This window comes from Agromyces sp. LHK192 (assembly GCF_004006235.1).
GTDB lineage: Bacteria > Actinomycetota > Actinomycetes > Actinomycetales > Microbacteriaceae > Agromyces.
Genome location: NZ_CP034753.1, coordinates 730,627 through 755,182 on the forward strand (window position 1 = coordinate 730,627; position 24,556 = coordinate 755,182).

21 protein-coding genes are annotated in these 24,556 nt (G+C 70.0%); 19 read left to right on the forward strand and 2 right to left on the reverse strand.

The genetic code is table 11. The features are described from left to right. Positions 1–24: 24 nt before the first annotated feature. The 11 genes from mmsB to ELQ40_RS03315 all read left to right on the forward strand — a co-directional run bounded on the left by mmsB (position 25) and on the right by ELQ40_RS03315 (position 14,294). Positions 25–1,281 (forward strand): multiple monosaccharide ABC transporter permease, encoded by a 1,257-nt coding sequence (mmsB, locus tag ELQ40_RS03260; RefSeq protein ID WP_127792386.1) that lies wholly within the window; start codon positions 25–27, stop codon positions 1,279–1,281. 332 nt (positions 1,282–1,613) lie between these two features. After that, positions 1,614–2,333, forward strand: a complete 720-nt coding sequence (locus ELQ40_RS03265; RefSeq protein ID WP_127792387.1) for an L-ribulose-5-phosphate 4-epimerase — start codon at positions 1,614–1,616, stop codon at positions 2,331–2,333. Then, the gene (locus ELQ40_RS03270) at positions 2,330–3,994 is read left to right on the forward strand and encodes a xylulokinase (protein ID WP_127792388.1); all 1,665 of its coding nucleotides are present in this window, start codon (positions 2,330–2,332) and stop codon (positions 3,992–3,994) included. The genes ELQ40_RS03265 and ELQ40_RS03270 overlap by 4 nt, the downstream gene beginning before the upstream one ends. A gap of 29 nt (positions 3,995–4,023) precedes the next feature. After that, positions 4,024–5,547 carry an L-arabinose isomerase gene (araA, locus tag ELQ40_RS03275; RefSeq protein WP_127792389.1) on the forward strand — a complete coding sequence of 508 codons (1,524 nt, stop codon included), beginning with the start codon at positions 4,024–4,026 and terminating at the stop codon, positions 5,545–5,547. A 54-nt stretch (positions 5,548–5,601) separates the two neighbouring features. Then, positions 5,602–6,744, forward strand: coding sequence for a LacI family DNA-binding transcriptional regulator (locus tag ELQ40_RS03285; protein WP_205649417.1), 1,143 nt, complete (start codon positions 5,602–5,604; stop codon positions 6,742–6,744). 213 nt (positions 6,745–6,957) lie between these two features. Next, positions 6,958–7,962, forward strand: a complete 1,005-nt coding sequence (locus ELQ40_RS03290) for a type IV toxin-antitoxin system AbiEi family antitoxin domain-containing protein (RefSeq protein ID WP_164863457.1) — start codon at positions 6,958–6,960, stop codon at positions 7,960–7,962. A gap of 344 nt (positions 7,963–8,306) precedes the next feature. Beyond that, positions 8,307–9,296, forward strand: a complete 990-nt coding sequence (locus ELQ40_RS03295) for an ABC transporter substrate-binding protein (protein ID WP_127792393.1) — start codon at positions 8,307–8,309, stop codon at positions 9,294–9,296. A gap of 167 nt (positions 9,297–9,463) precedes the next feature. Further along, complete coding sequence (locus tag ELQ40_RS03300; RefSeq protein WP_127792394.1) at positions 9,464–11,080, forward strand: sugar ABC transporter ATP-binding protein; 1,617 nt, start codon at positions 9,464–9,466, stop codon at positions 11,078–11,080. Continuing rightward, entirely contained in the window at positions 11,077–12,123 is a 1,047-nt protein-coding gene (locus ELQ40_RS03305; protein WP_127792395.1) for an ABC transporter permease, read from the forward strand. The genes ELQ40_RS03300 and ELQ40_RS03305 overlap by 4 nt, the downstream gene beginning before the upstream one ends. Further along, complete coding sequence (gene yjfF / locus ELQ40_RS03310) at positions 12,120–13,142, forward strand: galactofuranose ABC transporter, permease protein YjfF (protein WP_127792396.1); 1,023 nt, start codon at positions 12,120–12,122, stop codon at positions 13,140–13,142. Before ELQ40_RS03305 ends, yjfF begins: the two co-directional genes overlap by 4 nt. 66 nt (positions 13,143–13,208) lie before the next feature. After that, positions 13,209–14,294 (forward strand): LacI family DNA-binding transcriptional regulator, encoded by a 1,086-nt coding sequence (locus ELQ40_RS03315; protein WP_127792397.1) that lies wholly within the window; start codon positions 13,209–13,211, stop codon positions 14,292–14,294. Here the strand turns inward: ELQ40_RS03315 and ELQ40_RS03320 are convergent. Further along, positions 14,233–14,604, reverse strand: a complete 372-nt coding sequence (locus ELQ40_RS03320; protein WP_127792398.1) for a VOC family protein — start codon at positions 14,602–14,604, stop codon at positions 14,233–14,235. The genes ELQ40_RS03315 and ELQ40_RS03320 overlap by 62 nt on opposite strands. A 278-nt stretch (positions 14,605–14,882) precedes the next feature. Between ELQ40_RS03320 and ELQ40_RS03325 the strand changes: the two genes are divergently transcribed. The 4 genes from ELQ40_RS03325 (at position 14,883) to ELQ40_RS03340 (ending at position 19,357) form a co-directional block, all read left to right on the forward strand. Beyond that, the gene (locus tag ELQ40_RS03325; protein WP_127792399.1) at positions 14,883–15,467 is read left to right on the forward strand and encodes an HhH-GPD-type base excision DNA repair protein; all 585 of its coding nucleotides are present in this window, start codon (positions 14,883–14,885) and stop codon (positions 15,465–15,467) included. Positions 15,468–15,578: 111 nt separating this feature from the next. Then, on the forward strand, positions 15,579–17,024 hold the full coding sequence (locus tag ELQ40_RS03330; protein WP_127792400.1) for a sensor histidine kinase: 1,446 nt from the start codon (positions 15,579–15,581) through the stop codon (positions 17,022–17,024). Between the two features lie 58 nt (positions 17,025–17,082). Beyond that, a complete protein-coding gene (locus ELQ40_RS03335; RefSeq protein WP_127792401.1) occupies positions 17,083–17,754 on the forward strand; it encodes a response regulator transcription factor in 672 nt (223 codons plus the stop codon). Between the two features lie 157 nt (positions 17,755–17,911). Beyond that, on the forward strand, positions 17,912–19,357 hold the full coding sequence (locus ELQ40_RS03340; protein ID WP_127792402.1) for an acyltransferase: 1,446 nt from the start codon (positions 17,912–17,914) through the stop codon (positions 19,355–19,357). Here ELQ40_RS03340 and ELQ40_RS03345 read toward each other — a convergent pair. Beyond that, positions 19,347–20,144 (reverse strand): alpha/beta fold hydrolase, encoded by a 798-nt coding sequence (locus ELQ40_RS03345; protein ID WP_127792403.1) that lies wholly within the window; start codon positions 20,142–20,144, stop codon positions 19,347–19,349. The two genes, ELQ40_RS03340 and ELQ40_RS03345, sit on opposite strands and share 11 nt — an antisense overlap. A gap of 440 nt (positions 20,145–20,584) precedes the next feature. Between ELQ40_RS03345 and nrdH the strand changes: the two genes are divergently transcribed. The 4 genes from nrdH (at position 20,585) to nrdF (ending at position 24,505) form a co-directional block, all read left to right on the forward strand. Next, the gene (nrdH, locus tag ELQ40_RS03350) at positions 20,585–20,818 is read left to right on the forward strand and encodes a glutaredoxin-like protein NrdH (protein WP_127792404.1); all 234 of its coding nucleotides are present in this window, start codon (positions 20,585–20,587) and stop codon (positions 20,816–20,818) included. A 72-nt stretch (positions 20,819–20,890) separates the two neighbouring features. Next, on the forward strand, positions 20,891–21,307 hold the full coding sequence (nrdI, locus tag ELQ40_RS03355) for a class Ib ribonucleoside-diphosphate reductase assembly flavoprotein NrdI (RefSeq protein WP_127792405.1): 417 nt from the start codon (positions 20,891–20,893) through the stop codon (positions 21,305–21,307). A 5-nt stretch (positions 21,308–21,312) separates the two neighbouring features. Continuing rightward, entirely contained in the window at positions 21,313–23,445 is a 2,133-nt protein-coding gene (gene nrdE, locus ELQ40_RS03360) for a class 1b ribonucleoside-diphosphate reductase subunit alpha (protein ID WP_127792406.1), read from the forward strand. A 37-nt stretch (positions 23,446–23,482) separates the two neighbouring features. Further along, complete coding sequence (gene nrdF / locus ELQ40_RS03365) at positions 23,483–24,505, forward strand: class 1b ribonucleoside-diphosphate reductase subunit beta (protein WP_127792407.1); 1,023 nt, start codon at positions 23,483–23,485, stop codon at positions 24,503–24,505. Positions 24,506–24,556: the final 51 nt, after the last annotated feature.

Sequence of the window (24,556 nt, forward strand, 5' to 3'; positions counted from 1 at the left end):
GACCCGCATCCCAGGAGACATCCGATGACGAACAATCCCACCCAGACGCCCACCGGGCCGACCGGCGAATCGCAGGCGGTCGGCGGCAACATCAACCCCTCCGAGAACAAGTTCACGAGCTGGCTCAGCCACGTGCTCGGCGACCTCGGCAAGAACGGCATCTTCATCGCGCTCATCGCGGTGGTCGTGCTGTTCGCGATCCTGACCGACGGGATCCTGCTGCGACCGCAGAACATCTCGAACCTCGTCGTGCAGAACGGCTACATCCTCGTGCTCGCGATCGGCATGGTGATGGTCATCATCGCCGGCCATATCGACCTGTCGGTCGGATCGGTCGCGGCGTTCGTCGGCGCCTGCTCGGGGGTCTTCGCGGTGCAATGGGGGCTGCCGTGGTGGCTGGCCGTCATCCTGTCGCTCGGCATCGGCGCGCTCGTCGGCGTCTGGCAGGGCTTCTGGGTCGCCTTCGTCGGCATCCCCGCGTTCATCGTGACCCTGGCGGGCATGCTCATCTTCCGCGGCCTCGCGCTCGTCGTGCTCGGCAACGCGAACATCGGCTCGTTCCCGGCCGAGTACCGTGCGCTCGGCAACGGCTTCCTCTCCGACGTGTTCGGCGACTTCGAGATCGACCCGCTCACGCTCGGCATCGGCGCGCTCGCCATCGTGCTGCTCGTCGTGCAGCAGGTGCGCACGCGCCGCGGCCGCCAGAAGTACGGCCAGGACGTCGAGCCCATGGTGTGGTTCATCACCAAGCTCGTGCTGGTGGCGGCGGCGATCGGCTTCTTCGCCTACTCGCTCGCCTCGTACAAGGGCATCCCGATCACGCTGATCATCCTCGCCGTGCTCGTGCTCGTCTACGGCATCGTGATGAATCGCACCGTGTTCGGCCGCCACATCTACGCGATCGGCGGCAACCGTCACGCGGCCGAGCTGTCGGGCATCAAGACCCGCCGGGTCGACTTCTGGCTCTTCGTCAACATGGGCGTGCTCGCCGCGCTCGCCGGCCTCATCTTCACCGCCCGCCTCAACCTGGCGGGCCCGAAGGCCGGCGACGGCTTCGAGCTCGAGGCCATCTCGGCCGCGTTCATCGGCGGCGCGGCCGTGCAGGGCGGCGTCGGCACGATCGGCGGCGCGATCATCGGTGGCCTCATCATCGGTGTCCTCAACAACGGCATGTCGATCATGGGCATCGGCATCGAGTGGCAGCAGGCCGTCAAGGGCCTCGTGCTGCTGCTGGCCGTCGCGTTCGACGTGTACAACAAGCGCCGCTCCGGCGGTCGCTGACCCCGCCGAAGTCCAGCGGTCTCGACGGGCCCCCGCCACGCGGCGGGGGCCCGTCGTCGTCCTCGGGCCCAGCACGCGTGCGCCTTCGTGCTGCGCGCGCGGCTTCGTGCCGCGCGTGCGTCTTCGCGCTGCGCGTGCGCCTTGCTCCCACGCGTGCGCCTTGCTCCCACGCGTGCGCCTTCCATCTCGCACGCGGGGGAGAAACTCGCACGCGTGGAGAAACTCGCACGCGCAGGAAGGGGCGCGGTTGGCAAACCGCTGCGTTAGCGCTAACGTTGCTGCGTTAGCGCTAACGTTTCCGCGTACGAACCACCCGACGAGGGAGTCATCCGATGCAGCCCGCCGCCCCTGCCTTCGCACCCGAGGTCGACGCCGCGATCGCGCAGGTGCGCGCGGACGTCGCCCGGCTGCACGGCGAACTGACCCGCTACGGCCTGGTCGTCTGGACGGGCGGCAACGTCTCGGGCCGGGTGCCCGGCACCGACCTCTTCGTGATCAAGCCGTCGGGGGTGTCGTACGACGACCTGGCTCCCGAGAACATGATCCTCTGCGACCTCGACGGCAACGCGATCCCGGGCACGCCGGGTTCCGAGCGAAGCCCGTCGAGCGACACGGCGGCGCACGCCTACGTGTACCGGAACATGCCGTGGGTCGGCGGCGTGGTGCATACGCACTCGACGTACGCCGTCGCGTGGGCCGCACGTGGCGAGGAGATCCCCTGCGTGATCACGGCGATGGCCGACGAGTTCGGCGGGCCCATCCCGATCGGTCCGTTCGCGATCATCGGGGACGACTCGATCGGCCGCGGCATCGTCGAGACGCTCGACGGCCACCGCTCGCGCGCGGTGCTCATGCAGAACCACGGCCCGTTCACGATCGGCGTCGACGCGAAGGACGCGGTGAAGGCCGCGGTCATGGTCGAGGACGTGGCGCGAACCGTCCACCTCGCGCGCGAGGCCGGGCCGCTGATCCCGATCCCGCAGGAGCAGATCGACGCGCTGTATGCGCGATACCAGAACGTCTACGGACAGAGTGGAGACGCCCGACGATGAGCGACCGCACCGACACCCCCGACACCCCCGAAGCCGGTTCCGCCGCCGCGCCAGCCGCCGACCCGGCCACGGCAGGCCGCGCCGACACGATCCGGGCGGCCCGCACCGCCCTCGGCATCGAGCTCGGCTCGACCCGCATCAAGGCGTGCCTCGTCGACGCCGACGACCCCGCCGTCGTGCTCGCGGTCGGCAGCCACGAGTGGGAGAACCGCTACGAGGACCGCGTCTGGACGTACGCGCTCGACGACGTCTGGTCGGGCCTCCGGGCAGCGTTCGCCGACCTCGCGACCGACGTGCGCGACCAGTACGGCGTCGCCCTCGAGACGGTGGGCGCGATCGGCGTCTCCGCCATGATGCACGGATACCTCGCCTTCGACGCCGCCGGCGAACTGCTCGTGCCGTTCCGTACCTGGCGGAACACGTCGACGGGCGCGGCCTCGGCGCAGCTCAGCGAGTTGTTCGGGGTCAACATCCCGCTGCGCTGGTCGATCGCGCACCTGCACCAGGCCGTGCTCGACGCCGAGCCGCACGTGCCGAGCGTCGACGCCTTCACCACCCTGGCCGGTTACGTGCACTGGAAGCTCACCGGCCGCAACGTGCTCGGCGTCGGCGACGCCTCGGGCATGTTCCCGATCGACTCCGCCACGGGCGGCTACGACGAACGGCTCGTCGGCCTCTACGACGGCATCGCCGCGGGCACGACGCTGCCGAAGCCGCTCCTGAGCCTCCTGCCCGAGGTGCTGCCCGCCGGCCGCGTCGCCGGCGAGCTCACCGACGAGGGCGCGGCGCTCCTCGACCCGTCGGGGGCGCTGCGCGCCGGCATTCCATTCTGCCCGCCCGAGGGCGACGCGGGCACCGGCATGGTGGCGACCAACGCGGTCGCGCCGCGCACCGGCAACGTCAGCGCCGGCACGAGCATCTTCGCGATGGTCGTGCTCGAGGGCCCGCTCGCTGCGGCGCACGACGAGCTCGACCTCGTCACCACGCCCGCGGGCGACCCGGTCGCCATGGTGCACTGCAACAACGGGGCATCCGAGCTCGCGGCGTGGGCGGGCGTCTTCTCGCAGTTCGCATCGGCGATCGGCGCGAGCGTCGACGGCGACGCCGTGTTCGGCGCGCTGTTCCGCGAGGCGCTCGCGGGCGAACCCGACGCGGGCGGCGTGCTGGCCTACAACCACCTCGCCGGCGAGCCGATCGCCGGCCTCGACGAGGGCCGGCCGATGGTGATCCGCACCCCCGACAGCAGGCTGTCCCTCGCGAACCTGATGCGCGCCCACATCTACGGCGTGTACGGCACGCTCGCGCTCGGCATGCGCGTGCTCGCGCAGGAGGGCGTCGAGATCGACCGCATGTTCGCGCACGGTGGCATCTTCCGCACCGCCGGCGTCGCGCAGCGGTTCCTCGCCGGCGCGCTCGACGCACCGGTCGCGGTCGGCGAGACCGCCTCGGAGGGCGGCGCATGGGGCATCGCGGTGCTCGCCGCGTACCTCTCGCATGCGGACCGGACCGATCTCGGCGGATACCTCGACGAGCGCGTGTTCGCGAACGCCGCCGTCGACACCGCCGCACCCGACCCGACGGATGTCGCCGGCTTCGCCGCCTACCTCGACCGCTACCGGGCAGGGCTCGCCGCCGAGGCATCCGCCGTCGCCGCGCTCTGACGACCACCCGACCAGAAGAAGGACACACCATGACCCGCACCCCGCTCACCACCTCGCTCGACCAGTACGAGGTCTGGTTCCTCACCGGAAGCCAGCACCTGTACGGCCCCGAGACGCTCGCACAGGTCGCGAAGCAGTCCGAACAGATCGCCGCGACGCTCGACGACGCATCCGACGTCCCGGTCAAGATCGTGTGGCTGCCCGTCCTCACCGACTCCGCCGCGATCAAGAAGGTCGTGCTCGAGGCGAACGCCGCGCCCAACGTGATCGGCCTCGTCGCGTGGATGCACACGTTCAGCCCCGCGAAGATGTGGATCTCGGGCCTCGACGCACTCCAGAAGCCGCTCGCGCACCTGCACACGCAGGCGAACGTCGAGCTGCCCTGGGCAGACATCGACTTCGACTTCATGAACCTGAACCAGGCGGCGCACGGCGACCGCGAGTTCGGGTACATCCAGACCCGGCTCGGCGTGCCGCGCAAGACGATCGTCGGCCACGCGACCGATCCGCGCGTGCAGCGCGAGCTCGGGACCTGGCAGCGCGCGGCCGCGGGCCTCGCGGCCTCGCGTGACCTCAAGCTTGCACGCTTCGGCGACAACATGCGCTTCGTCGCCGTGACCGAGGGCGACAAGACCGAGGCCGAGCTGCGGTTCGGCGTGCAGGTCAACACGTGGGGCGTGAACGAGCTCGCCGACGCGGTGGCCGCCGCATCCGACGCCGAGATCGACGAGCTGGTCGCGCTGTACGAGGATGAGTACGACGTGGTGCCCGAACTTCGCCGCGGCGGCGACCGGCACCAGTCGCTCCGGGACGGCGCGGCGATCGAGATCGGCCTGCGCTCGTTCCTCGAGGAGGGCGGTTTCGGTGCCTTCACCACGTCGTTCGAGGACCTGGGGGCGCTCAAGCAGTTGCCGGGCCTCGCGGTGCAGCGCCTCATGGCGGAGGGCTACGGCTTCGGCGCCGAGGGCGACTGGAAGACCGCGGTGCTCGTGCGCATCGCCAACGTCATGGGTGCCGGCCTCCCCGGCGGGGCGACCCTCATGGAGGACTACACCTACGACATGACGCCTGGCGACGAGGTCATCCTCGGCGCCCACATGCTCGAGGTCGCGCCGTCGATCACGACCGCCAAGCCGTCGCTCGAGATCCACCCCCTCGGCATCGGCGGCAAGGACGACCCGGTGCGCCTGGTCTTCACGGCCGACCCCGGTCCCGCCGTCGTCGTCGCGATGAGCGACATGCGGGACCGCTTCCGCCTGACCGCGAACGTCGTCGAGAACGTCGCGGCGCGCGAGGCGCTGCCGAAGCTCCCCGTCGGCCGGGCCATCTGGAAGCCGGCGCCGGACTTCCAGACGAGTGCCGCCGCGTGGCTGACCGCGGGCGCCGCGCACCACACCGTCATGTCGACGGCCGTCGGCATCGACGTGTTCCGCGACTTCGCGGAGATGGCCGGCGTCGAGCTCCTCGTCATCGACGAGGACACCACGATCCGCGGATTCAAGGACGAGGTGCGCTGGAACCAGGCGTACTACCGCCTCGCGCAGGGGCTCTGAGCGGGCTGCCGGCCGACGGACCGAGCGGCGCGATTCGTCTGTGAGACTGATCCGATGAGCGAGACGGATGCCCCGAGCCCCGCGGCGACGCGGGCCGGGGGGTCCGCGTCGCCCGGGGGATCCGCGTCGCCCGGGGGATCCGCGTCTCCTGGGGCATCCGTGTCTCCCGGGGCATCCGGTGGGTCCGGGGGATCCGTGCCGACGATGTTCGACGTCGCGCGGGCGGCCGGCGTCTCCCACATGACCGTCTCGCGCGTGCTCAACGACCAGGGCGGGGTGTCGAGCGCGACGCGCGAGCGCGTACGTGCCGTCATCGCGGAACTCAACTACACGCCGTCGCCGACCGCGCGGGCGATGGCGAAGCGCAGGTCGGGCCAGATCGGCCTCATCCAGGCCGGGCGACCCGACTACGGGCCGTCGAACGCGGCGCTCGGCTTCAACGAGGCCGCGCGCGACGCGGGATACACCGTCAGCCAGGTCAGCATGCGCGAGGTCGATGCCGACGGGCTCGCCCAGGTCGTGCACCGGCTCGTCGGGCAGCGGGTGGAGGCGATCGTCGTCATCTCGGGCGAACGCGACGGCGCCGAGATCGCCCGAGGCATCGACGCGGGCGTGCCCATCATCGCGGTCGCCTCGGAGGACGAACCCGGCATGCACCGCGTCTCGATCGACCAGTACGCCGGAGCCGTGCGCGCGACCGAGCACCTCATCGGGCTCGGTCACCGCGAGATCCGGCATGTCGCCGGCCCGGCCGACTCGATGGACGCGGCCGAGCGCCGGCGCGGCTGGGCCGACGCGCTCCGGGCGCACGGGCTCGAGGTGCGCGAGCCGATCGCCGGCGACTGGCTGGCGGCATCCGGTCACGCGGCCGGCGTGGAGCTGCTGACGGATGCCTCCGCGACCGCCGTCTTCGTCGGCAACGACCAGATGTCGATCGGCCTGCTCGCCGCCTGCCGGGATGGCGGCGTCGACGTTCCGGCGAGCCTCAGCGTGATCGGCTTCGACGACATCCCGGAATCGGCGTACTTCGCCCCGCCGCTGACCACGCTGCGCCAGGATTTCGACGGCCTCGGCCGCGACATCATGGCGACCGTGCTGGACGTGCTCCGCGACGAGCCGAGCGCTCCGGACCGCGTGGAGCGCGTGCCCGAACTCGTCGTGCGCGCCTCGACCGCCCCGCCGCGCTTCGAGCGCTGAGTCAGCGCAGGGTCTGGACCGGGTGCGCCTGCGCGTGCGGGTTTGCCCTGCGCGTGCGGGTTGCTCCCGCACGTGCGCTCTACTCGGCGCACGCGTGGGCCGAACCCGCACGCATTCGCCGTCTGCTCCTCCACATCGGGTGAACGACGGGAGGTACTGGCGCTTCGGATGCCGCGTGTCCTCGAGCGGGTGCACCGAGCGGAGACTCGCGGGATGGACGACGAACTCCGAGCACTCGCCGCGGGGCATCCGGCGGGTCTCGTCACCGCTCGGCGACTCGTCGAGGTCGGATGGGCGCCGACCTCGATCCAGCGGATGACTCGAGACGGCGCGCTCGCACGCGTTCGCCGAGGGGTCTACGCACCTCGCGCGGCCTGGGAAGCCGCAGGGCCCGACGAGCGATTCCGCATGCGGATCCATGCGGAGTCCCTCCAAGCGGACGGGCCGCTCGTCGTCTCCCATCGGGCGGCCGCGGCGATGCACCGGCTTCCGGCGGCGGTGCCTTGGCCCGAGGCGATCGAGACCTTCTTCGCCGGGGCCACGGGTGGTCGATCCGGCGGACGGAGATCGGTTCGACGAGTCGGCCCGGAGCCCGAGGTGGAGCTGGTCGACGGCGTCGCGGTCACCTCGCTGACGCGAACCCTCGCCGACGTCGCGACGACGCAATCCTGGCGGTGGAGCGTGCCGATGCTCGATGCCGCCCTCCGCGCGGCGGTGCTCGGGGCGGGAGGCGGACGACGCCCCCGCGAACCATTCGACGCGATGGATGCCGCAGCACCGATGAGGGCACGCGTGTACGCCGAGATCGAGTGCCTCGGCAGGCGACGCGGACGCCGGCGCGCCGAGGCATCCGTCGCCTTCGCCGATCCCCTCGCCGAGAATGCGGGGGAGTCGCTCAGTCGGGTCGTCATCCACGAGCTCGGCTTCGAAGCGCCCGAACTGCAGGTGCGCTTCGAGGAGGTCTTCGACGGTGCGGCCGTCGTGGACTTCCTCTGGCGCCGCTTGCGGCGCATCGGCGAATTCGACGGGAGGCTGAAGTACACGAGAAGTCGCGCGATCTCGGGCCGCGATGCCGGGAGCGTCGTCTTCCGCGAGAAGCAGCGGGAGGACGCGCTCCGTCGCCTCGGGTTCGGCGTCGTCCGCTGGGGCTGGTCGACGCTGCACGACCCGGCCGGATTCGCGGCACGCCTTCGCGCCGCCGGCGTGCCCCAGCGGTGACTCCCACTCTCCGCGTGCGGGTTTCTCCCGCGGGTGCGTCATGGAACTCGCACGCGAGCGACGAACCCGCACGCGAGCGACGAACCCGCACGCGAGCGACGAACCCGCACGCGAGCGACGAACCCGCACGCGAGCGACGAACCCGCACGCGAGCGAAGGCGCCGGTTTTCGTGAGCGCTCACATCGGCGCGGCATCCGTGACCGTTCCGTTATGAAGAGAGGTCTTGTTAGCGCTCACAAGTGAGCGCTAACATCTCGACTGCGGCCCGAACGACCCGGCCGCCCGGCGCACCAGACTCGCAGCGACGCAGACCCGCCGGCCCCAGAACAAGGAGGTTCACCTGATGAAGAAGAAGCTCATCGGACTCGCCGCCGCCGGCGCCCTGCTGTTGGGCCTCGCCGGCTGTGCCGGCGGTGACGGCGGCGGCAGCGCGGCCGAGGGTCCCAAGGCCATCGAAGATCTCGTCGTCGGCTTCGCCCAGGTCGGCGCCGAGTCGGGCTGGCGCACCGCGAACACGAAGGACATCCAGTCGTCCTTCGAGGAGGCCGGCATCGAGCTCAAGTTCTCCGACGCGCAGCAGAAGCAGGAGAACCAGATCAAGGCGATCCGCTCGTACATCCAGCAGCAGGTCGACTACATCGCCTTCTCGCCGGTCGTTGAGACCGGATGGGACGCCGTGTTGAACGAGGCGAAGGCCGCGGGCATCCCCGTGATCCTGACGGACCGCGCCGTCGACTCGAAGGACGAGTCGCTCTATGTCTCGTTCCTCGGCTCCGACTTCATCGAGGAGGGCAAGAAGGCCGGGCAGTGGGTTCTCGACGAGTACGCCGACGCGACCGAGCCGGTCAACATCGTGCAGCTCGAGGGCACGACCGGTGCCGCTCCGGCGATCGACCGCGCCGAAGGGTTCGCCGAGGTGATCGCCGAGAACGACAACCTCGAGGTCATCGCCAGCCAGACGGGTGACTTCACGCGCGCCGGCGGCAAGCAGGTCATGGAGGCGATGCTGAAGGCGAACCCCGACATCGACCTCGTGTACGCGCACAACGACGACATGGGTCTCGGCGCGATCGAGGCGATCGAGGCGGCAGGCCTCGTGCCCGGCCAGGACATCAAGATCGTCACGGTCGATGCCGTCAAGGACGGCATGCAGGCGCTCGCCGACGGCAAGATCAACTTCATCGTCGAGTGCTCGCCGCTCCTGGGCAAGCAGCTCGTGGAGATCATCGAGACGCTCAACGACGGCGGGGAGGTCGAGAAGCGGATCATCACCGAGGAGACGACCTTCACGCAGGAGCAGGCGATCGAGGCCCTGCCCGACCGCCAGTACTGATCCGCTCGCCGTCGGTCGAGTAGCGCAGCGTATCGAGACCTCGTGACGTGCTCTGGGAGCATGTGAGGACGGGGTCTCGATACGCGGCTTCGCCGCTACTCGACCACCGGCTCGGCGACACCGTACGACCGCACCCCGCACCCACCGGACTCGACGGAGAGACACACATGACCGACCCCGCACCCGTCGTCGAGATGCGCGACATCTCGATCGAATTCCCGGGCGTCAAGGCGCTCGACGGCGTCGACTTCCGGATGTTCCCGGGCGAGGTGCACTCGCTCATGGGCGAGAACGGCGCCGGCAAGTCGACGCTGATCAAGGCGTTGACGGGCGTCTACCAGATCGACTCCGGCACGGTCACGCTGTCGGGCGACCAGGTGAGCTTCGCAGGCCCGGCGCAGGCGCAGGCCGCGGGCATCTCGACGGTGTACCAGGAGGTCAACCTCCTGGCCAACCTCACGGTCGCCGAGAACATCATGCTGGGCCGCGAGCCGCGCCGGTTCGGCTCGATCGACTGGCGTCGAACGCGACGGCAGGCCGCCGAGCAGCTCGAGCGGCTGAACCTCGAGATCGACCCTTCGTCGCTGCTCGGCGACCACTCGCTGGCGATCCAGCAGCTCGTCGCGATCGCCCGGGCGATGGTCGTCGACGCGAAGGTCCTGATCCTCGACGAGCCGACGAGCTCGCTCGACGTCGACGAGGTCGCCGAGCTGTTCCGGGTCATCCGGGCGCTGAAGGAGCGGGGCGTCGCGATCCTCTTCGTCTCGCACTTCCTCGATCAGGTGTACGAGATCGCCGATCGCCTGACGGTGTTCCGCAACGGCAAGCTCGTCGGCGAGTACAAGACCGAGGAGCTCCTGCGGATCGACCTCGTCCAGAAGATGATCGGCAAGGAGCTCGCGTCGCTCGACGACCTGGAGCGCCGCACCCACGCCGCCGATACGGATGCCTCGGGCGCCGCCGACGTCTTCCTCGCCGCGAACGGCGTCGGCCGCAAGGGCGCGCTCGCGCCGGTCGACCTGTCGATCGCGGAGGGCGAGGTCGTCGGCCTCGCGGGCCTGCTCGGATCCGGTCGCACCGAACTCGCCCGGCTCCTCGGCGGCATCGACCGCCCCGATTCGGGTCGGCTCGCCCTGAGCGGTTCGGAGACGAGGCTGCGCACGCCCCGTCAGGCGATCAAGCGCCGCATCGCGTACTCCTCGGAGAACCGCCGCGACGAGGGGATCGTCGGCGACCTGACGGTACGCGACAACATCGTGCTCGCGCTCCAGGCCGACCGCGGGTGGTTCCGCCCGCTGCCGCGCAAGCGCCGCGAGGAGCTCGCGCAGAGCTACATCCAGGCGTTGAACATCCGCCCGGGCAATCCCGACGCCCTGGTGCGCAACCTGTCGGGCGGCAATCAGCAGAAGGTGCTGCTGGCCCGCTGGCTTGCCGTCGCGCCCAGGCTGCTGATCCTCGACGAGCCGACGCGCGGCATCGACATCGGCGCGAAGGCCGAGATCCAGAAGCTCGTGTTCGACCTCGCCGAGAACGGCATGGCCGTCGTCTACATCTCGGCCGAGCTCGAGGAGGTACTGCGCCTCAGCCACCGCGTCGCCGTCATGCGCGACCGGCAGATGGTCGCCGACCTCGTGAACGACGACCTCACCGTCGACACCCTCATGGCGTTGATCGCGGAGGGTTCCGACGAGCCGGATGCCTCGGCCGCCGCGCCCGACCCCGCCGCCGAGGCATCCGGCGCCGACGTCACCGAACCCACGACCCCGACCGGAGGCATCCGATGAGCGCCATCATCGCCCGCATGGTGGCGAGCCGGCTGTTCTGGCCGATCGTCATGCTGCTCGTCCTGTTCGCGATCAACCTGATCGCGTTCCCCGGATTCTTCTCGATCACCGTCCGCGACGGGCACCTGTTCGGCAGCCTGATCGACATCCTGCGCAACGGCGCGCCGACGCTGATCATCGCGGTCGGCATGACGCTCGTCATCGCCACGCGCGGCATCGACCTCTCCGTCGGCGCGGTCGCCGCGATCTCGGGGGCGGTCGCGTGCGCGATCATCCTCGGTTCGCCGACGCCCGGCAGCATCGCGACCGTCGCCGTCGCGGTGACGGTGGCGATCGCGATCTCGCTCGTGCTCGGCGTGTGGAACGGGTTCCTGGTCGCCGTCATCGGGATCCAGCCGATCATCGCGACCCTCATCCTGATGACCGCCGGCCGGGGCGTCGCGATGCTCATCACCGAGGGGCAGATCCTCACCGTGAACAGTCCGCCGTTCAAGGCGTTCGGCTCCGGGTTCTGGCTGGGACTGCCGATCGCGACGATCATCGCGGCGGTCATCTTCGCCGCGGCGGCGCTGATCACGCGGCGCACCGCGCTCGGCATGCTGATCGAGTCGGTCGGCATCAACCCGGAGGCGAGCCGGCAGGCCGGTGTCCGCGCGCGCGGGCTGCTGTTCACCGTGTACACGTTCTGCGCCGTGTGCGCGGCGATCGCCGGGCTCATCCTGACCGCCAACACGGCGGCCGCGGATGCGAACAACACGGGACTGTTCATCGAGCTCGACGCGATCCTCGCGGTCGTGATCGGCGGCACGTCGCTCGCGGGCGGCCGGTACTCGCTCACCGGGACCCTGGTCGGTGCGCTCGTGATCCAGACCCTCGTCACCACCGTCTACACGGTCGGCATCCCGCCGATCGCGACCATGGTGTTCAAGGCCGCGGTCGTCATCATCGTCTGCCTGCTGCAGTCGCCGACCACGAACGCCGCGCTCGCGTCGTTCCGACGAAGCCTCGCCGTGCGCGCCGGGAAGGGAGCCGCTGCATCATGACCACCCTCACCGCCCCGCCTTCCGCACCCGGAACCCGCCAGGGACGCGTCCGCGGCCTGCTCGGCCTCGTCACGAGCCCGAAGTACGGCCCGGTGATGGTCACCGCGCTGCTGTTCGTCGCCGTGTTCGTGATCGGCGGCATCCGCTACCGCGGGTTCTTCTCCGGCCAGGTGTTCCTGAACCTGCTCGTCGACAACGCGTACCTCATCGTGCTCGCGGTCGGCATGACCTTCGTCATCCTCACGGGCGGCATCGACCTGTCGGTCGGCGCGGTCGTGGCCCTCAGCGGCATGATCGCGGCGAGCCTGCTGCAGTCGGGCTGGTCCCCGGGAGCCGTGATCCCGCTCATCCTCGTGCTGACCAGCGTGCTGGGACTGCTCGTCGGGCTCATGATCCACGTGTTCCAAGTGCAACCGTTCATCGCGACACTCGCCGCGATGTTCCTCGCCCGCGGGCTCTGCTACGTGATCAGCCAGTCGTCGATCTCGATCGCCGACCCGACGTTCATCCAGCTCGCCGTCACCCGCATCCCGCTCGGCGGCGGCATGTCGATCACCCCGAGCGTGATCATCGCGCTGGTGGTCGTCGCCGCGGCCGTGTGGGTGCTGCACCGCACGCGGTTCGGCCGCACGGTCTACGCGCTCGGCGGCAGCGAGCAGTCGGGCATGCTCATGGGCCTGCCGGTCGCCCGCACGAAGGTGCTCGTCTACGTCGTCAGCGGGTTCTGCTCGGGTCTCGCCGGGGTGCTGTTCACCTTCTACACGCTGTCGGGGTATCCGCTCACCGCCATCGGCACCGAACTCGACGCCATCGCGGCCGTCGTGATCGGCGGCACGCTGCTGACCGGGGGCTACGGATTCGTGCTGGGGTCGGTGCTCGGCGTCCTCGTGCTCGGCGTGATCCAGACGATCATCACGTTCGAGGGCACGCTGTCGTCGTGGTGGACGAAGATCTTCATCGGCGTGCTGCTGCTGGTCTTCATCATCCTGCAGAAGGTGCTCACCGCGAGGCGGCGGTGAACGCGTCGCCCATAATGAAGGCACAGTGAGCGCGCGATCGCGCCGGGCAGGGAGCCGACGGAACCGGTGAGTGAAGCAGAGAAGGCGCGCGCCGCGACGATCTTCGACGTGGCACGACTGGCGGGCGTGTCCCACCAGACGGTCTCGCGCGTGCTCAACGACCTGCCGAACGTGCGCCCGGCCACCCGCGACCGGGTCGAGCGCGCGATCACGCAACTGCGGTACGTGCCGTCGCAGGCCGCGAGGGCGCTCGTCACCCGGCGCTCCCGCACGATCGGGCTGATCACCACCGGGGCCCCCGACTTCGGTCCGTCGTCGACGGCGCTGCACTTCAACGAGGCCGCCCGCGAGGCCAGGTACGCCGTCATCATGTCGTCGATGCTCGAGACCGACCCGGCCTCGCTGCGGGCCGCGGCCGAGATGCTCGTGCGGCAGAACGTCGAGGCCGTGGTGCTCGTCGCCGCGCACCGTTCGGCGCTCGAGGCGGTGCAGGGCGTCGAGCTGGGAGTCCCCCTCGTCGCGGTGGCGTCGCAGGGCGCGGCGATCGCGCACCGCGTGACGATCGACCAGTTCGAGGGCGCCCGCCGCGCGGTGTCGCACCTCGTGGAACTCGGACACCGGGACATCCGGCACCTCGCGGGGCCGACCGACTCGCTGGACGCCTCCGAACGCGACCGGGGCTGGCGCGACGTGCTCGCCGCGAACGGGCTCGACGCGGTCGAGCCGCTCATCGGCGACTGGACTCCGGCGAGCGGCTACCGGCTGGGTGCGCGACTGGCGACGGATGCCTCGAGCACGGCGGTGTTCGTCGCGAACGACCAGATGGCGCTCGGGGTGATCCATGCGCTCGCCGACGCGGGCCGGCGCGTCCCCGAGGACGTGAGCATCGTCGCGTTCGACGACATCCCCGAGGCCGAGCACTTCTCGCCGCCCCTGACGACCGTGCGGCAGGACTTCGACCAGCTCGGGCGCGACGCGATGTCGACCGTGCTCACCCTGCTCGGCGACGAGCAGGCCGAGAACCCGCCGATGCGCGTGCCGACCTTGATGGTGCGAGCGTCGACCGCGGAGGTCAGTCGTATGCCGGAGGTCAGTCGTACGACGGCAGCTGTTGCAGGGTCCAGCGGTTCCCGTCGGGGTCGACGAAGCTGACGAAGCGTCCCCATGCCTGCTCGTCGACGCCCTGCGCGTCGACGCCGAGCGCTCGAAGGTCTTCGAGCGCCTGGTCCGCATCCGCGACGACCACCTGGATGTTGTCGAGGGTGCCGGGGGCGATCTCGCTGCCGAGGCCCGTGCCGATGGCGATCGAGCAGGCCGACCCCGGCGGCGTGAGCTGGACGAACCGGAGGTCGTCGGTCACCTTCTGGTCGTAGTCGGCGTTGAACCCGATCGAGATGTAGAACTCCTTCGCCCGATCGACATCGGTCACGGGAACGAAGATGAGCTCGATCTTCCAGTCCATGGTCTGACCCTCCGTTTCGGCGGCCGCCGCCCTGCGACCGTCCCCGGTCAGTCTGTGCCGATCGATCGATGCTCGCCACTGCCGATGCGTACACATCATTCGCGCGCTCGCGCGTGCATCCGATGTCCCTGCGCGTGCGACTTCGCTCTGCGCGTGCGACTTCGTCCCATGCGTGCGTCTTGTATCTCGCACGCGTGGGAGAAACCCGCACGCGACGCGGGTCCGTGGTTCCGAATGGGGCGGGGGGCGGGTGGAGCGCTTCGGCGAGCGGTGGGAGGATGGTCGGCATGGCACTGCACATCACGGGGGACGTCGGCGCCGACGAGCTCCTGAGCACCGACGCGTTCGCCCTGCTCACGGGCATGCTGCTCGATCAGCAGGTCGCGATGGAGACCGCGTTCGCCGGGCCGGAGAAGATCCGCGAACGCCTCGGCTCGATCGACCCGGCGACGATCGCCGCCGCCGATCCCGAGGAGTTCGTCGAACTGTTCCGCCGCACGCCCGCGGTGCACCGCTACCCGGGCTCGATGGCCGGGCGCGTGCAGGCGCTCGCCGCCGCGGTGCGCGACGACTGGGGCGGGGACGCATCCGCCATCTGGACGCAGGGCGACCCAACCGGCCCGGAGGTGCTGCGGCGACTGCTCGCCCTGCCCGGCTTCGGCGAGCAGAAGGCGAAGATCTTCCTCGCCCTGCTCGGCAAGCAGTGCGGCCTCGAGGCCGCCGGGTGGCGCGAGGCGGCCGGGGCGTACGGCGAGGACGGGTCGTTCCGTTCGGTCGCCGACATCACGAGCCCGGAGTCGCTCGCCAGGGTGCGAGCCACGAAGCAGGCCGCGAAGGCGGCGGCGAAGGCCGCCAAGGGCTGACGCGACGCCGACCCCGACCGCGACCCCGAGACGGGCCCGTACCGGGGTAGGGGGCGTGAACCGCTCCACCGGGGGATGCGTCGGCCACGAGCGATCGGAAGGGTGGAGGCCATGATCGCCAGCACCACGCCCGAACCGCCGGAGCCGCCGCTGCCGCCGGAGCCGCCGCTGCCGCCAGAACCGCCGCTGCCGCCCGAACCCGGAGCCGTCACGGCGGCGGGTCGAGCTCGCTCCACGGGGTCCGGTTCGCGTGGGTGGGCCTCGCGCCCGCCGGGTCGCCGGCCCCGCCTCATGGAGACGGATGCCTGGCCCGAGCAGGTGCTGACCTGGTTCGGCGTCTCGTTCGCCGCGGTCGTGCTCTTCGCCGTGTCCGTGCCCATCGACACCGCGATCTACGGCGTGCACGTCGCGATCGCGTTCGGCATCGGCCTGTTGCAGGTCGGCAGCCTGCCGATCGCGCTGCGCTGGCCGTGGGCGGGCGTCGCGATGCTGCTCGCCGGCCAGGTGCTGTTCGGCCTCTTCGGAGCCGCACCGCCCGGGGCGCCGTGGCCGCTGTCGGTGCCGCAGATGCTGATCTACGCGCTCGCCGGCGGCGTGCTCGCGGCTCGCGGGCACGCCGCGGCGGCGGTGACGTCGGCGCTCGGCGGACTGCTGATCGCCCTGGCGTCGTCGCTGCTCCCGGACCGGGGGGCGACGCCCGACGGCGTCGTCGCGAACCTCGTCACGAGCGCGTCGATCACGGCGTTCTTCATCGGGCTGGGCCTCGCCGCCGACGTGGCGCGGCGCCGGTTCTCGGCGGCGATCGACGTGGAGCGCCGGCACGGCGCCGAGGAACGCGAACACCGGCTCATCGCCGAGGAGCGCACGCGCATCGCGCGTGACCTGCACGACGTCGTCGCGCACCGGATGTCGGTGATCCAGGTGCAGGCGACGAGCGCGCCGTACCGGCTCGCGGGGCTCGACGAGCCCGTCGCGGCCGAGTTCCGTGAGATCGCCCAGTCGGCTCGCGATGCGATGGCCGAGATGCGCGAACTGCTCGCGGTGCTGCGCGACCCCGACGGCGAGCCCGAGACCGCGCCCCAGCCGGGCTTCGACGACCTCGATGCGCTCGTCGCGACGGTTCGCCAGACGGGATTGCCGATCACGGCCCGCATCGACGAGGCGCTGCCGGGCGGAACGGTGGTCGGGCAGGCCGCGTACCGCATCCTGCAGGAGGCGCTCAGCAACGTGCTGCGGCACGCGCCGGGCGCACCGACGACGGTGACGGTCGGCGATGCCGGTTCGGCGGTGGTCGTCACGGTCGTGAACGGCGAGGCGGATGCCGCCGCCGAGCGACAGGCAGCGGGCACGCAGCCCGTGACGGATTCCGCCGCCCCGGGCCCGCAGGGCCCGGCCGGGCCGGTCGGCGTGCCCGGGCACGGCATCATCGGGATGCGCGAGCGCGCCCGCCTCGTCGGTGGCACCATCGAGACGGGGCCTCGCCCCGAGGGCGGATTCCGGGTGCACGCCGTGCTGCCGGTGACCGCTGGGGCCGGGGCATCCGGACCGGGAGCGTGAGCGACCGCGTGGAGGGGCATCCGATGATGGATCGGCGACCGCCGATGAAGGGACATCCGTGACGATCACCGTGCTCATCGCCGACGACCAGGCCATGGTCCGTGCCGGATTCGCGGCCGTGCTCGACGCGCAGGACGGCATCAGCGTCGTCGGCCAGGCGGCCGACGGCGCCGAGGCCGTCGCGCTCGCGCACCAGCTGCGGCCCGACGTCGTCGTGATGGACGTGCGCATGCCGGGCATGAACGGCATCGACGCGACCGCGGCGCTGCAGGTGCCGCCGCGGTCGAGCGACTACGTGCCGAGGGTGCTCATGCTCACGACGTTCGACATCGACGAGTACGTGCATGCCGCGCTCCGCGCGGGCGCGAGCGGCTTCCTGCTGAAGGACGCCCTGCCCGACGAGGTGGCCCGCGCGGTTCGCGTGATCGCCGACGGCGAAGCGCTGCTCGCGCCGAGCGTGACGCGTCGCCTCATCGAGGAGGTCGCCCGGCAGCAGCCGGCACCGGTCGTGGACACGCACCTGCTGTCGTCGCTGACCGACCGCGAACGCGAGGTGCTGCTGCTCGTCGCGCGCGGGCGGTCGAACCAGGAGATCGCGTCCGACCTGTTCATCGCCGAGCAGACCGTGAAGACGCACGTGAGCAAGATCCTGCAGAAGCTCGCGCTGCGCGACCGCGTCCACGCGGTGGTGTTCGCGTACGACGCGGGACTGGTGCGTCCAGGGGCGTGAAGTGGCGCCGCCCGCCCGGGGCGCGGCGTCGCGCGACGCACCCGCCCATACCCGGGTAGGGGTGCGGAACGGCTCGGCGGAGTGATGCCCAGGCCGGAACCGGCTTCCTAGCCTGCTCGGGCAGGGCGGAGACGCCGCCCGCAGCAGGGAGCCGATCGTGACGATCCTCAGCGTTCGACCTGCCGCGGCGGCGGCGCCGGACCCGATGCCCGGCGCCGCGCAGGCGGGGCCTCGCCGCTCGTCGCGCGACGCCGGCATCGATGCCGCCCGGGCGGCGTGCCTCGTCGTCGTCTTCGTGCTGCACGCCATGATGGTCGGCGTCAGCGTCGGGCCCTCGGGGCCCGTGCTCGAGAACGCGATGGACGGCTGGGGCGGCTTCGCCGCGGCCACCTGGGTCATGCAGGTGATGCCGCTCTTCTTCGTGATCGGCGGGTACGCGGGCTGGTCGGCGTGGACGTCGCAGCGCGCGAGGGGCGCGACCGCCGCATCGTTCGTGCGGGGCAGGCTCGAACGCCTCGTGCGCCCCGCGATCGCGCTCGTCGCCGTCGTCGCGGCGGCCCTCGCGGCGCTCGCCGCGGCGGGCGTCGCGCCCGAGATCGTCGCGACCGCCGGGTTCCGCATCGGCCAGCCGCTCTGGTTCCTCGCGGTGTACCTCGCGTGCGCGGCGCTCGTTCCGCTGATGGTCGCGCTGCACGAGCGGATGCCGCTCGCCACGGTCGCGGGACTCGTCGCGGTGGTCGTCGGCGTCGACCTCGTGCGCCTGCAGACCGGCATCGAGGGCATCGGGTTCGCCAACCTGCTCTTCGTCTGGCTGCTGGTGCAGCAGTTCGGGTTCCTCCTCGCCGACGGCAGCGTCGACCGGCTCGCGCGGCGCACCCGTTTCGGCCTGGGCGTGGGTGCGCTGGTCGGCCTCGCGGCGCTCACGCTGGTCGGACCGTACTCGCCCGACCTCCTCGAGAACCTCAACCCGCCGACCCTCGCCCTGGTGGTGCTCGGCGTCGCGCAGCTCATGCTGTTCTCGCTCGTGCGTGCGCCGCTTCGCCGGTGGGCCGAGCGGCCTCGCCCCTCGCGCCTCGTCGCGCGGTTCGGCGAGTGGGGGATGACCCTCTACCTCTGGCACCTCCCGGCGTTCGTCGCGCTCGCCGGGATGCTGCTCGTGCTGCACGGCGCGGTCGGGCTCGACCTGCCCGAGCCGCTGAGCGAGGCCTGGTGGGCGACGCGGCCGGCCTGGCTGGTCGTCGCAGCGCTCGCGACGGCGGTGCTCGTGCGGGTGTTCGCGCGGTTCGAGCGGGGTCGGGGCGGCGGCCGCGGCCGGGTCCGGGCAGGGGGCGGGCCGGCCCGCGCGGAGGGCGGCATCCGTCGGCCGGCCGGGATGCGGATGCCGCAGGTGCCGCGGATGCCGCGGGTTCCGGTCGCCGTCGCGGTGCCGGCCGGGATCATCGGCGTCGGGGTCGCGCTCGTGATCGGCTTCGCGCCGCTGCCGGCGATGATCTCGGCGGCGCTGCTCCTCGTCGCCCTGCGCGGGTCGTCTCGGAGGTCGGTCGCCCCAGCCGCGGCATCCGCGATCGCCGCCTCGCCGGGACGGGTCGCCGTCACCCGATGAGGAACTCGGCGATCTCGAGCGCGAGCGCGCGGGGGTCCCATCGGTGGTCGATCGCCGGCACCTCGGCGAGCTCGGCGTGGTGCAGCGTCGCCACCATCGACTCGGCCGCCGGGCCCATCACCTCGAGCGTCTCCGCGCCCACGAGCACGAGCACGGGCACCGTGACGGCCGCCCAGAGCGCCGATCGGGGAGCGGACTGCGTCCAGGCGAGCGACTCCGCGTCGGGTTCGAGGCTCGGTGCGATCGCGGCCATCGTGGGCCAAGCCCCTCCGGACTTCGCGCCCTCGACCCACTCGGGCGGCATGTCGCGCATGAAGAACGCGACGACCTCCTCGCCGCCGCCGGTCGCGATGCGGGTACGCAGGCCGTCGAGGAACTCGGCACCCTCGGTACCGAGCTCGTCGTCGAGCGGCACCTCGAAGAGCACGAGTTTCGACACCGGCAGGCCGGCCGCGGCGGCGGCCAGGGCGATCGAGCCGCCCGACGAGTTGCCGAACAGGGCGACCGCGTCGTCGGCACCCTCGGTGAGGACCTCGATGAGCGCGCGCAGGTCCGCGATCGTCTGCTCCAGCGTCATCGGCTGGTCGGCCGGGCTCTCGCCGCGGCCGCGGCGGTCGTAGCGCACGACCTCGAATCCGCGCTCGGCGAGCAGGTGCTGGAGTTCGGTCGTGCCCGGGTCGAACGCCCGGAACTGGAAGGCGCCGTCGACGAGGATCACCGGCGGCCCGGAACCCACCCGGTCGAAGGCGATGCGCGTGCCGTCGGCGCTGGTGGCGTACTCGCTCATGACGTCCCCCGTTGATCCGATCCCTGCCTGCTCGCCACCTTGCCTAGCGCAGCTCGGCGACACGCGCAACGGCGCCCGGCGATGTCGGTGGGTGGTGGCAGCATGGCTGGCACAACACCATATGTAGGGGTCCGAAGCCGTTCACGCCCCAAGGGGTCGTGTGCGCGACACGCCCGGAATCCATCCACATCCGAGATCGCGGAAGTTGTTCGAGGGTGTGGAGAACTCGGCCCCCGGTGGCGGGAATCCGCCGATCACCGGGGCATCCGGCTGGGGATGGACTGTGGATGACCCGGTGGAAAACTACACGAATGTAACTACATCATCTTGGGGTCGTTCTCTTCGGCGAACACAAGATGTAGTATTGAAGAAGCGAAATGCAACACCAGCAACACCGGGGGATCGGCTCCTCCAGGAGCCAAAACGACGAGGGGAATCACATGACGGTCACGGTCTACACGAAGCCTTCCTGCGTGCAGTGCAACGCCACCTATCGCGCCCTCGACAGCAAGGGCATCGAGTACGAGGTGCTCGACCTGTCGCTCGACGAGAACGCGCTCGCGCACGTCAAGGAACTCGGGTACCAGCAGGCGCCGGTGGTCATCACCGACGAAGACCACTGGTCCGGCTTCCGGCCCGACAAGATCGCCGAGCTGGCCGACCGCCTCGCCTGAGCGCCAGGTCTCGATACGGCTGGTCTCGATACGGCGCTTCGCGCCGACTCGACCACTCGGAGGACGAGAGCCATGACGAACCTGGTCTACTTCTCGAGCATCTCGGGCAACACCGCACGATTCATGGAGAAGCTCGGCCGCCCTGCCGCCCGGATTCCGCTCCACGCGCGCGAGGAACCGCTGCATGCCGACGAGCCCTACGTGCTCGTCCTCCCCACCTACGGCGGGGGTGACGGCAAGGGCGCCGTCCCCAAGCAGGTCATCCGGTTCCTGAACGACCCCGAGAACCGCCAGCTCATCCGCGGCGTGATCAGCGCCGGCAACACGAATTTCGGCTCCGCCTACTGCCTCGCCGGCGACATCGTCGCCGCGAAGACGGGCGTGCCGCACCTGTATCGCTTCGAAGTATTCGGAACACCCGACGACGTCCGCGCCGTCGACGAGGGATTGGACGCATTTTGGTCAAGTCAGCAGCAACTGACGGCGTAGCGCTCATGGACGCACCGCGCACGAACAGCGGGATGGACTACCACTCGCTCAACGCGATGCTGAACCTGTACGACGCCGACGGGAAGATCCAGTTCGAGAAGGACCGGGAGGCGGCGCGCGAGTACTTCCTCCAGCACGTCAACCAGAACACGGTCTTCTTCCACTCGCTGAAGGAGCGGCTCGACTACCTCGTCGAGAAGGAGTACTACGAGCCCGAGGTGCTCGCGCAGTACGACTTCGCCTTCATCCAGAAGCTCAACGACCTCGCGTACTCGAAGAAGTTCCGCTTCGAGACGTTCCTCGGCGCGTTCAAGTACTACACGAGCTACACGCTCAAGACCTTCGACGGCAAGCGGTACCTCGAGCGCTTCGAGGACCGCGTGGTGATGACCGCGCTGGGCCTCGCCCAGGGCGACGAGCAGGTCGCGATCGACCTCGTCGAGGAGATCATCGCCGGTCGCTTCCAGCCGGCGACGCCGACGTTCCTCAACACCGGCAAGGCGCAGCGCGGCGAACTCGTCTCGTGCTTCCTGTTGCGCATCGAAGACAACATGGAGTCGATCTCGCGCGGCATCAACTCCTCGCTGCAGCTGTCGAAGCGCGGCGGCGGCGTCGCACTGCTGCTCTCGAACATCCGCGAGTCGGGCGCCCCGATCAAGCAGATCGAGAACCAGTCGTCGGGCATCATCCCCGTGATGAAGCTCCTCGAGGACTCGTTCTCGTACGCCAACCAGCTCGGCGCACGCCAGGGCGCCGGCGCGGTCTACCTGTCGGCGCACCACCCCGACATCATGCGGTTCCTCGACACCAAGCGCGAGAACGCAGACGAGAAGATCCGCATCAAGACGCTGTCGCTCGGCGTCGTCGTGCCCGACATCACGTTCGAGCTCGCGAAGAACAACGAGGACATGTACCTGTTCTCGCCGTACGACGTCGAGCGCGTCTACGGCAAGCCGTTCGGCGACGTGCCGATCAGCGAGCACTACCGCGAGATGGTCGACAACCCCGCCATCAAGAAGACGAAGATCAACGCGCGCGAGTTCTTCCAGACGCTCGCCGAGATCCAGTTCGAATCGGGATACCCGTACATCGTGTTCGAGGACACGGTGAACAAGGCCAACCCGATCAAGGGCCGCATCAACATGTCGAACCTGTGCTCGGAGATCCTCCAGGTCAACACCCCGACGACCTACAACGAGGACCTCTCGTACGCCGAGATCGGCAAGGACATCTCCTGCAACCTCGGTTCGCTGAACATCGCGCTCACGATGGACTCGCCCGACTTCGGCAAGACCGTCGAGACCGCGATCCGCGGCCTCACCTCGGTGTCGAACCAGTCGCACATCACCTCGGTGCGTTCGATCGAGGACGGCAACGACAAGTCGCACGCCATCGGCCTCGGCCAGATGAACCTGCACGGCTACCTCGCCCGCGAGCGCATCTTCTACGGCTCCGAAGAGGGCGTCGACTTCACGAACATCTACTTCTACACGGTGCTGTTCCACGCGCTGCGCGCCTCGAACCGCATCTCGATCGAGCGCGGCGAGGTCTTCGACGGCTTCGCCGACTCGAAGTACGCGTCGGGCGAGTTCTTCGACAAGTACACCGAGCAGGCGTGGGTGCCGGCGACGGCGAAGGTCACGCAGCTGTTCGCCGACTCGGGCGTGCACATCCCGACGCAGCAGGACTGGCTCGAGCTCAAGGCATCCGTCCAGGAGCACGGCATCTACAACCAGAACCTGCAGGCGGTGCCGCCCACCGGCTCGATCTCGTACATCAACAACTCGACCGCGTCGATCCACCCGATCGCGTCGAAGATCGAGATCCGCAAGGAAGGCAAGCTCGGCCGCGTCTACTACCCGGCGGCGTTCATGACGAACGACAACCTGGAGTACTACCAGGACGCGTACGAGATCGGCTACGAGAAGGTCATCGACACGTACGCCGCGGCGACGCAGCACGTCGACCAGGGCCTGTCGCTCACGCTGTTCTTCAAGGACACCGCGACGACGCGCGACATCAACAAGGCCCAGATCTACGCGTGGAAGAAGGGGATCAAGACGATCTACTACATCCGCCTGCGGCAGATGGCGCTCGAGGGCACCGAGCTGGATATGTGCGTCAGCTGCACGCTTTGACGATCTGATCAGGGATTTCAGGAATAGGACAAGACGGATGACCCTCACCGACCCGGTCAACGCAGCGGCGAACGACCCGGCGCACACCGGCGGCAAGCTCAAGCTCGTCAGCCACGTCAACGCGATCAACTGGAACCGCATCCAGGACGACAAGGACCTCGAGGTCTGGAACCGCCTCGTCAACAACTTCTGGCTGCCCGAGAAGGTGCCGCTGTCGAACGACATCCAGTCGTGGAACACGCTGACCCCCGACGAGCAGCAGCTCACGATGCGCGTGTTCACCGGGCTCACGCTGCTCGACACCATCCAGGGCACGGTCGGCGCGGTGTCGCTCATCCCCGACTCGCTGACCCCGCACGAGGAGGCGGTGTACACCAACATCGCGTTCATGGAGTCGGTGCACGCGAAGAGCTACTCGTCGATCTTCTCGACCCTGTGCTCGACGAAGGAGATCGACGACGCGTTCCGGTGGTCGGTCGAGAACCCGAACCTGCAGCGCAAGGCCGAGATCGTCATGGAGTACTACCGCGGCGACTCGCCACTCAAGCGCAAGGTCGCCTCGACGCTGCTCGAGTCGTTCCTGTTCTACTCGGGCTTCTACCTGCCGATGTACTGGTCGTCGCGGGCGAAGCTCACCAACACGGCAGACCTGATCCGCCTCATCATCCGCGACGAGGCCGTGCACGGGTACTACATCGGCTACAAGTTCCAGCGCGGACTCGAGCTCGTCAGCCCGGCCGAGCGCGAGGAGATCAAGGACTACACGTTCTCGCTGCTCTACGAGCTCTACGACAACGAGGTGCAGTACACGCAGGATCTCTACGACGGCGTCGGCCTGACCGAGGACGTCAAGAAGTTCCTGCACTACAACGCGAACAAGGCCCTCATGAACCTCGGCTACGAGCCGATGTTCCCGAAGACCGTGACCGACGTGAACCCCGCCATCCTCTCGGCCCTCTCGCCGAACGCCGACGAGAACCACGACTTCTTCTCGGGGTCGGGCTCGTCGTACGTCATCGGCAAGGCCGTCAACACGGAGGACGAGGACTGGGACTTCTGATCCCTTGTCCCGTCCATACGACGAGAGCGGATGCCACGCGCGGCATCCGCT

Bases quoted from the DNA above. Each gene is read 5' to 3' on its own strand.
- mmsB (WP_127792386.1), top strand. From the start codon at position 25: ATGACGAACAATCCCACCCAGACGCCCACCGGGCCGACCGGCGAATCG.
- ELQ40_RS03265 (WP_127792387.1), top strand. From the start codon at position 1,614: ATGCAGCCCGCCGCCCCTGCCTTCGCACCCGAGGTCGACGCCGCGATC.
- ELQ40_RS03270 (WP_127792388.1), top strand. From the start codon at position 2,330: ATGAGCGACCGCACCGACACCCCCGACACCCCCGAAGCCGGTTCCGCC.
- araA (WP_127792389.1), top strand. From the start codon at position 4,024: ATGACCCGCACCCCGCTCACCACCTCGCTCGACCAGTACGAGGTCTGG.
- ELQ40_RS03285 (WP_205649417.1), top strand. From the start codon at position 5,602: ATGAGCGAGACGGATGCCCCGAGCCCCGCGGCGACGCGGGCCGGGGGG.
- ELQ40_RS03290 (WP_164863457.1), top strand. From the start codon at position 6,958: ATGGACGACGAACTCCGAGCACTCGCCGCGGGGCATCCGGCGGGTCTC.
- ELQ40_RS03295 (WP_127792393.1), top strand. From the start codon at position 8,307: ATGAAGAAGAAGCTCATCGGACTCGCCGCCGCCGGCGCCCTGCTGTTG.
- ELQ40_RS03300 (WP_127792394.1), top strand. From the start codon at position 9,464: ATGACCGACCCCGCACCCGTCGTCGAGATGCGCGACATCTCGATCGAA.
- ELQ40_RS03305 (WP_127792395.1), top strand. From the start codon at position 11,077: ATGAGCGCCATCATCGCCCGCATGGTGGCGAGCCGGCTGTTCTGGCCG.
- yjfF (WP_127792396.1), top strand. From the start codon at position 12,120: ATGACCACCCTCACCGCCCCGCCTTCCGCACCCGGAACCCGCCAGGGA.
- ELQ40_RS03320 (WP_127792398.1), bottom strand. From the start codon at position 14,604: ATGGACTGGAAGATCGAGCTCATCTTCGTTCCCGTGACCGATGTCGAT.
- ELQ40_RS03325 (WP_127792399.1), top strand. From the start codon at position 14,883: ATGGTCGGCATGGCACTGCACATCACGGGGGACGTCGGCGCCGACGAG.
- ELQ40_RS03330 (WP_127792400.1), top strand. From the start codon at position 15,579: ATGATCGCCAGCACCACGCCCGAACCGCCGGAGCCGCCGCTGCCGCCG.
- ELQ40_RS03345 (WP_127792403.1), bottom strand. From the start codon at position 20,144: ATGAGCGAGTACGCCACCAGCGCCGACGGCACGCGCATCGCCTTCGAC.
- nrdH (WP_127792404.1), top strand. From the start codon at position 20,585: ATGACGGTCACGGTCTACACGAAGCCTTCCTGCGTGCAGTGCAACGCC.
- nrdI (WP_127792405.1), top strand. From the start codon at position 20,891: ATGACGAACCTGGTCTACTTCTCGAGCATCTCGGGCAACACCGCACGA.
- nrdE (WP_127792406.1), top strand. From the start codon at position 21,313: ATGGACGCACCGCGCACGAACAGCGGGATGGACTACCACTCGCTCAAC.
- nrdF (WP_127792407.1), top strand. From the start codon at position 23,483: ATGACCCTCACCGACCCGGTCAACGCAGCGGCGAACGACCCGGCGCAC.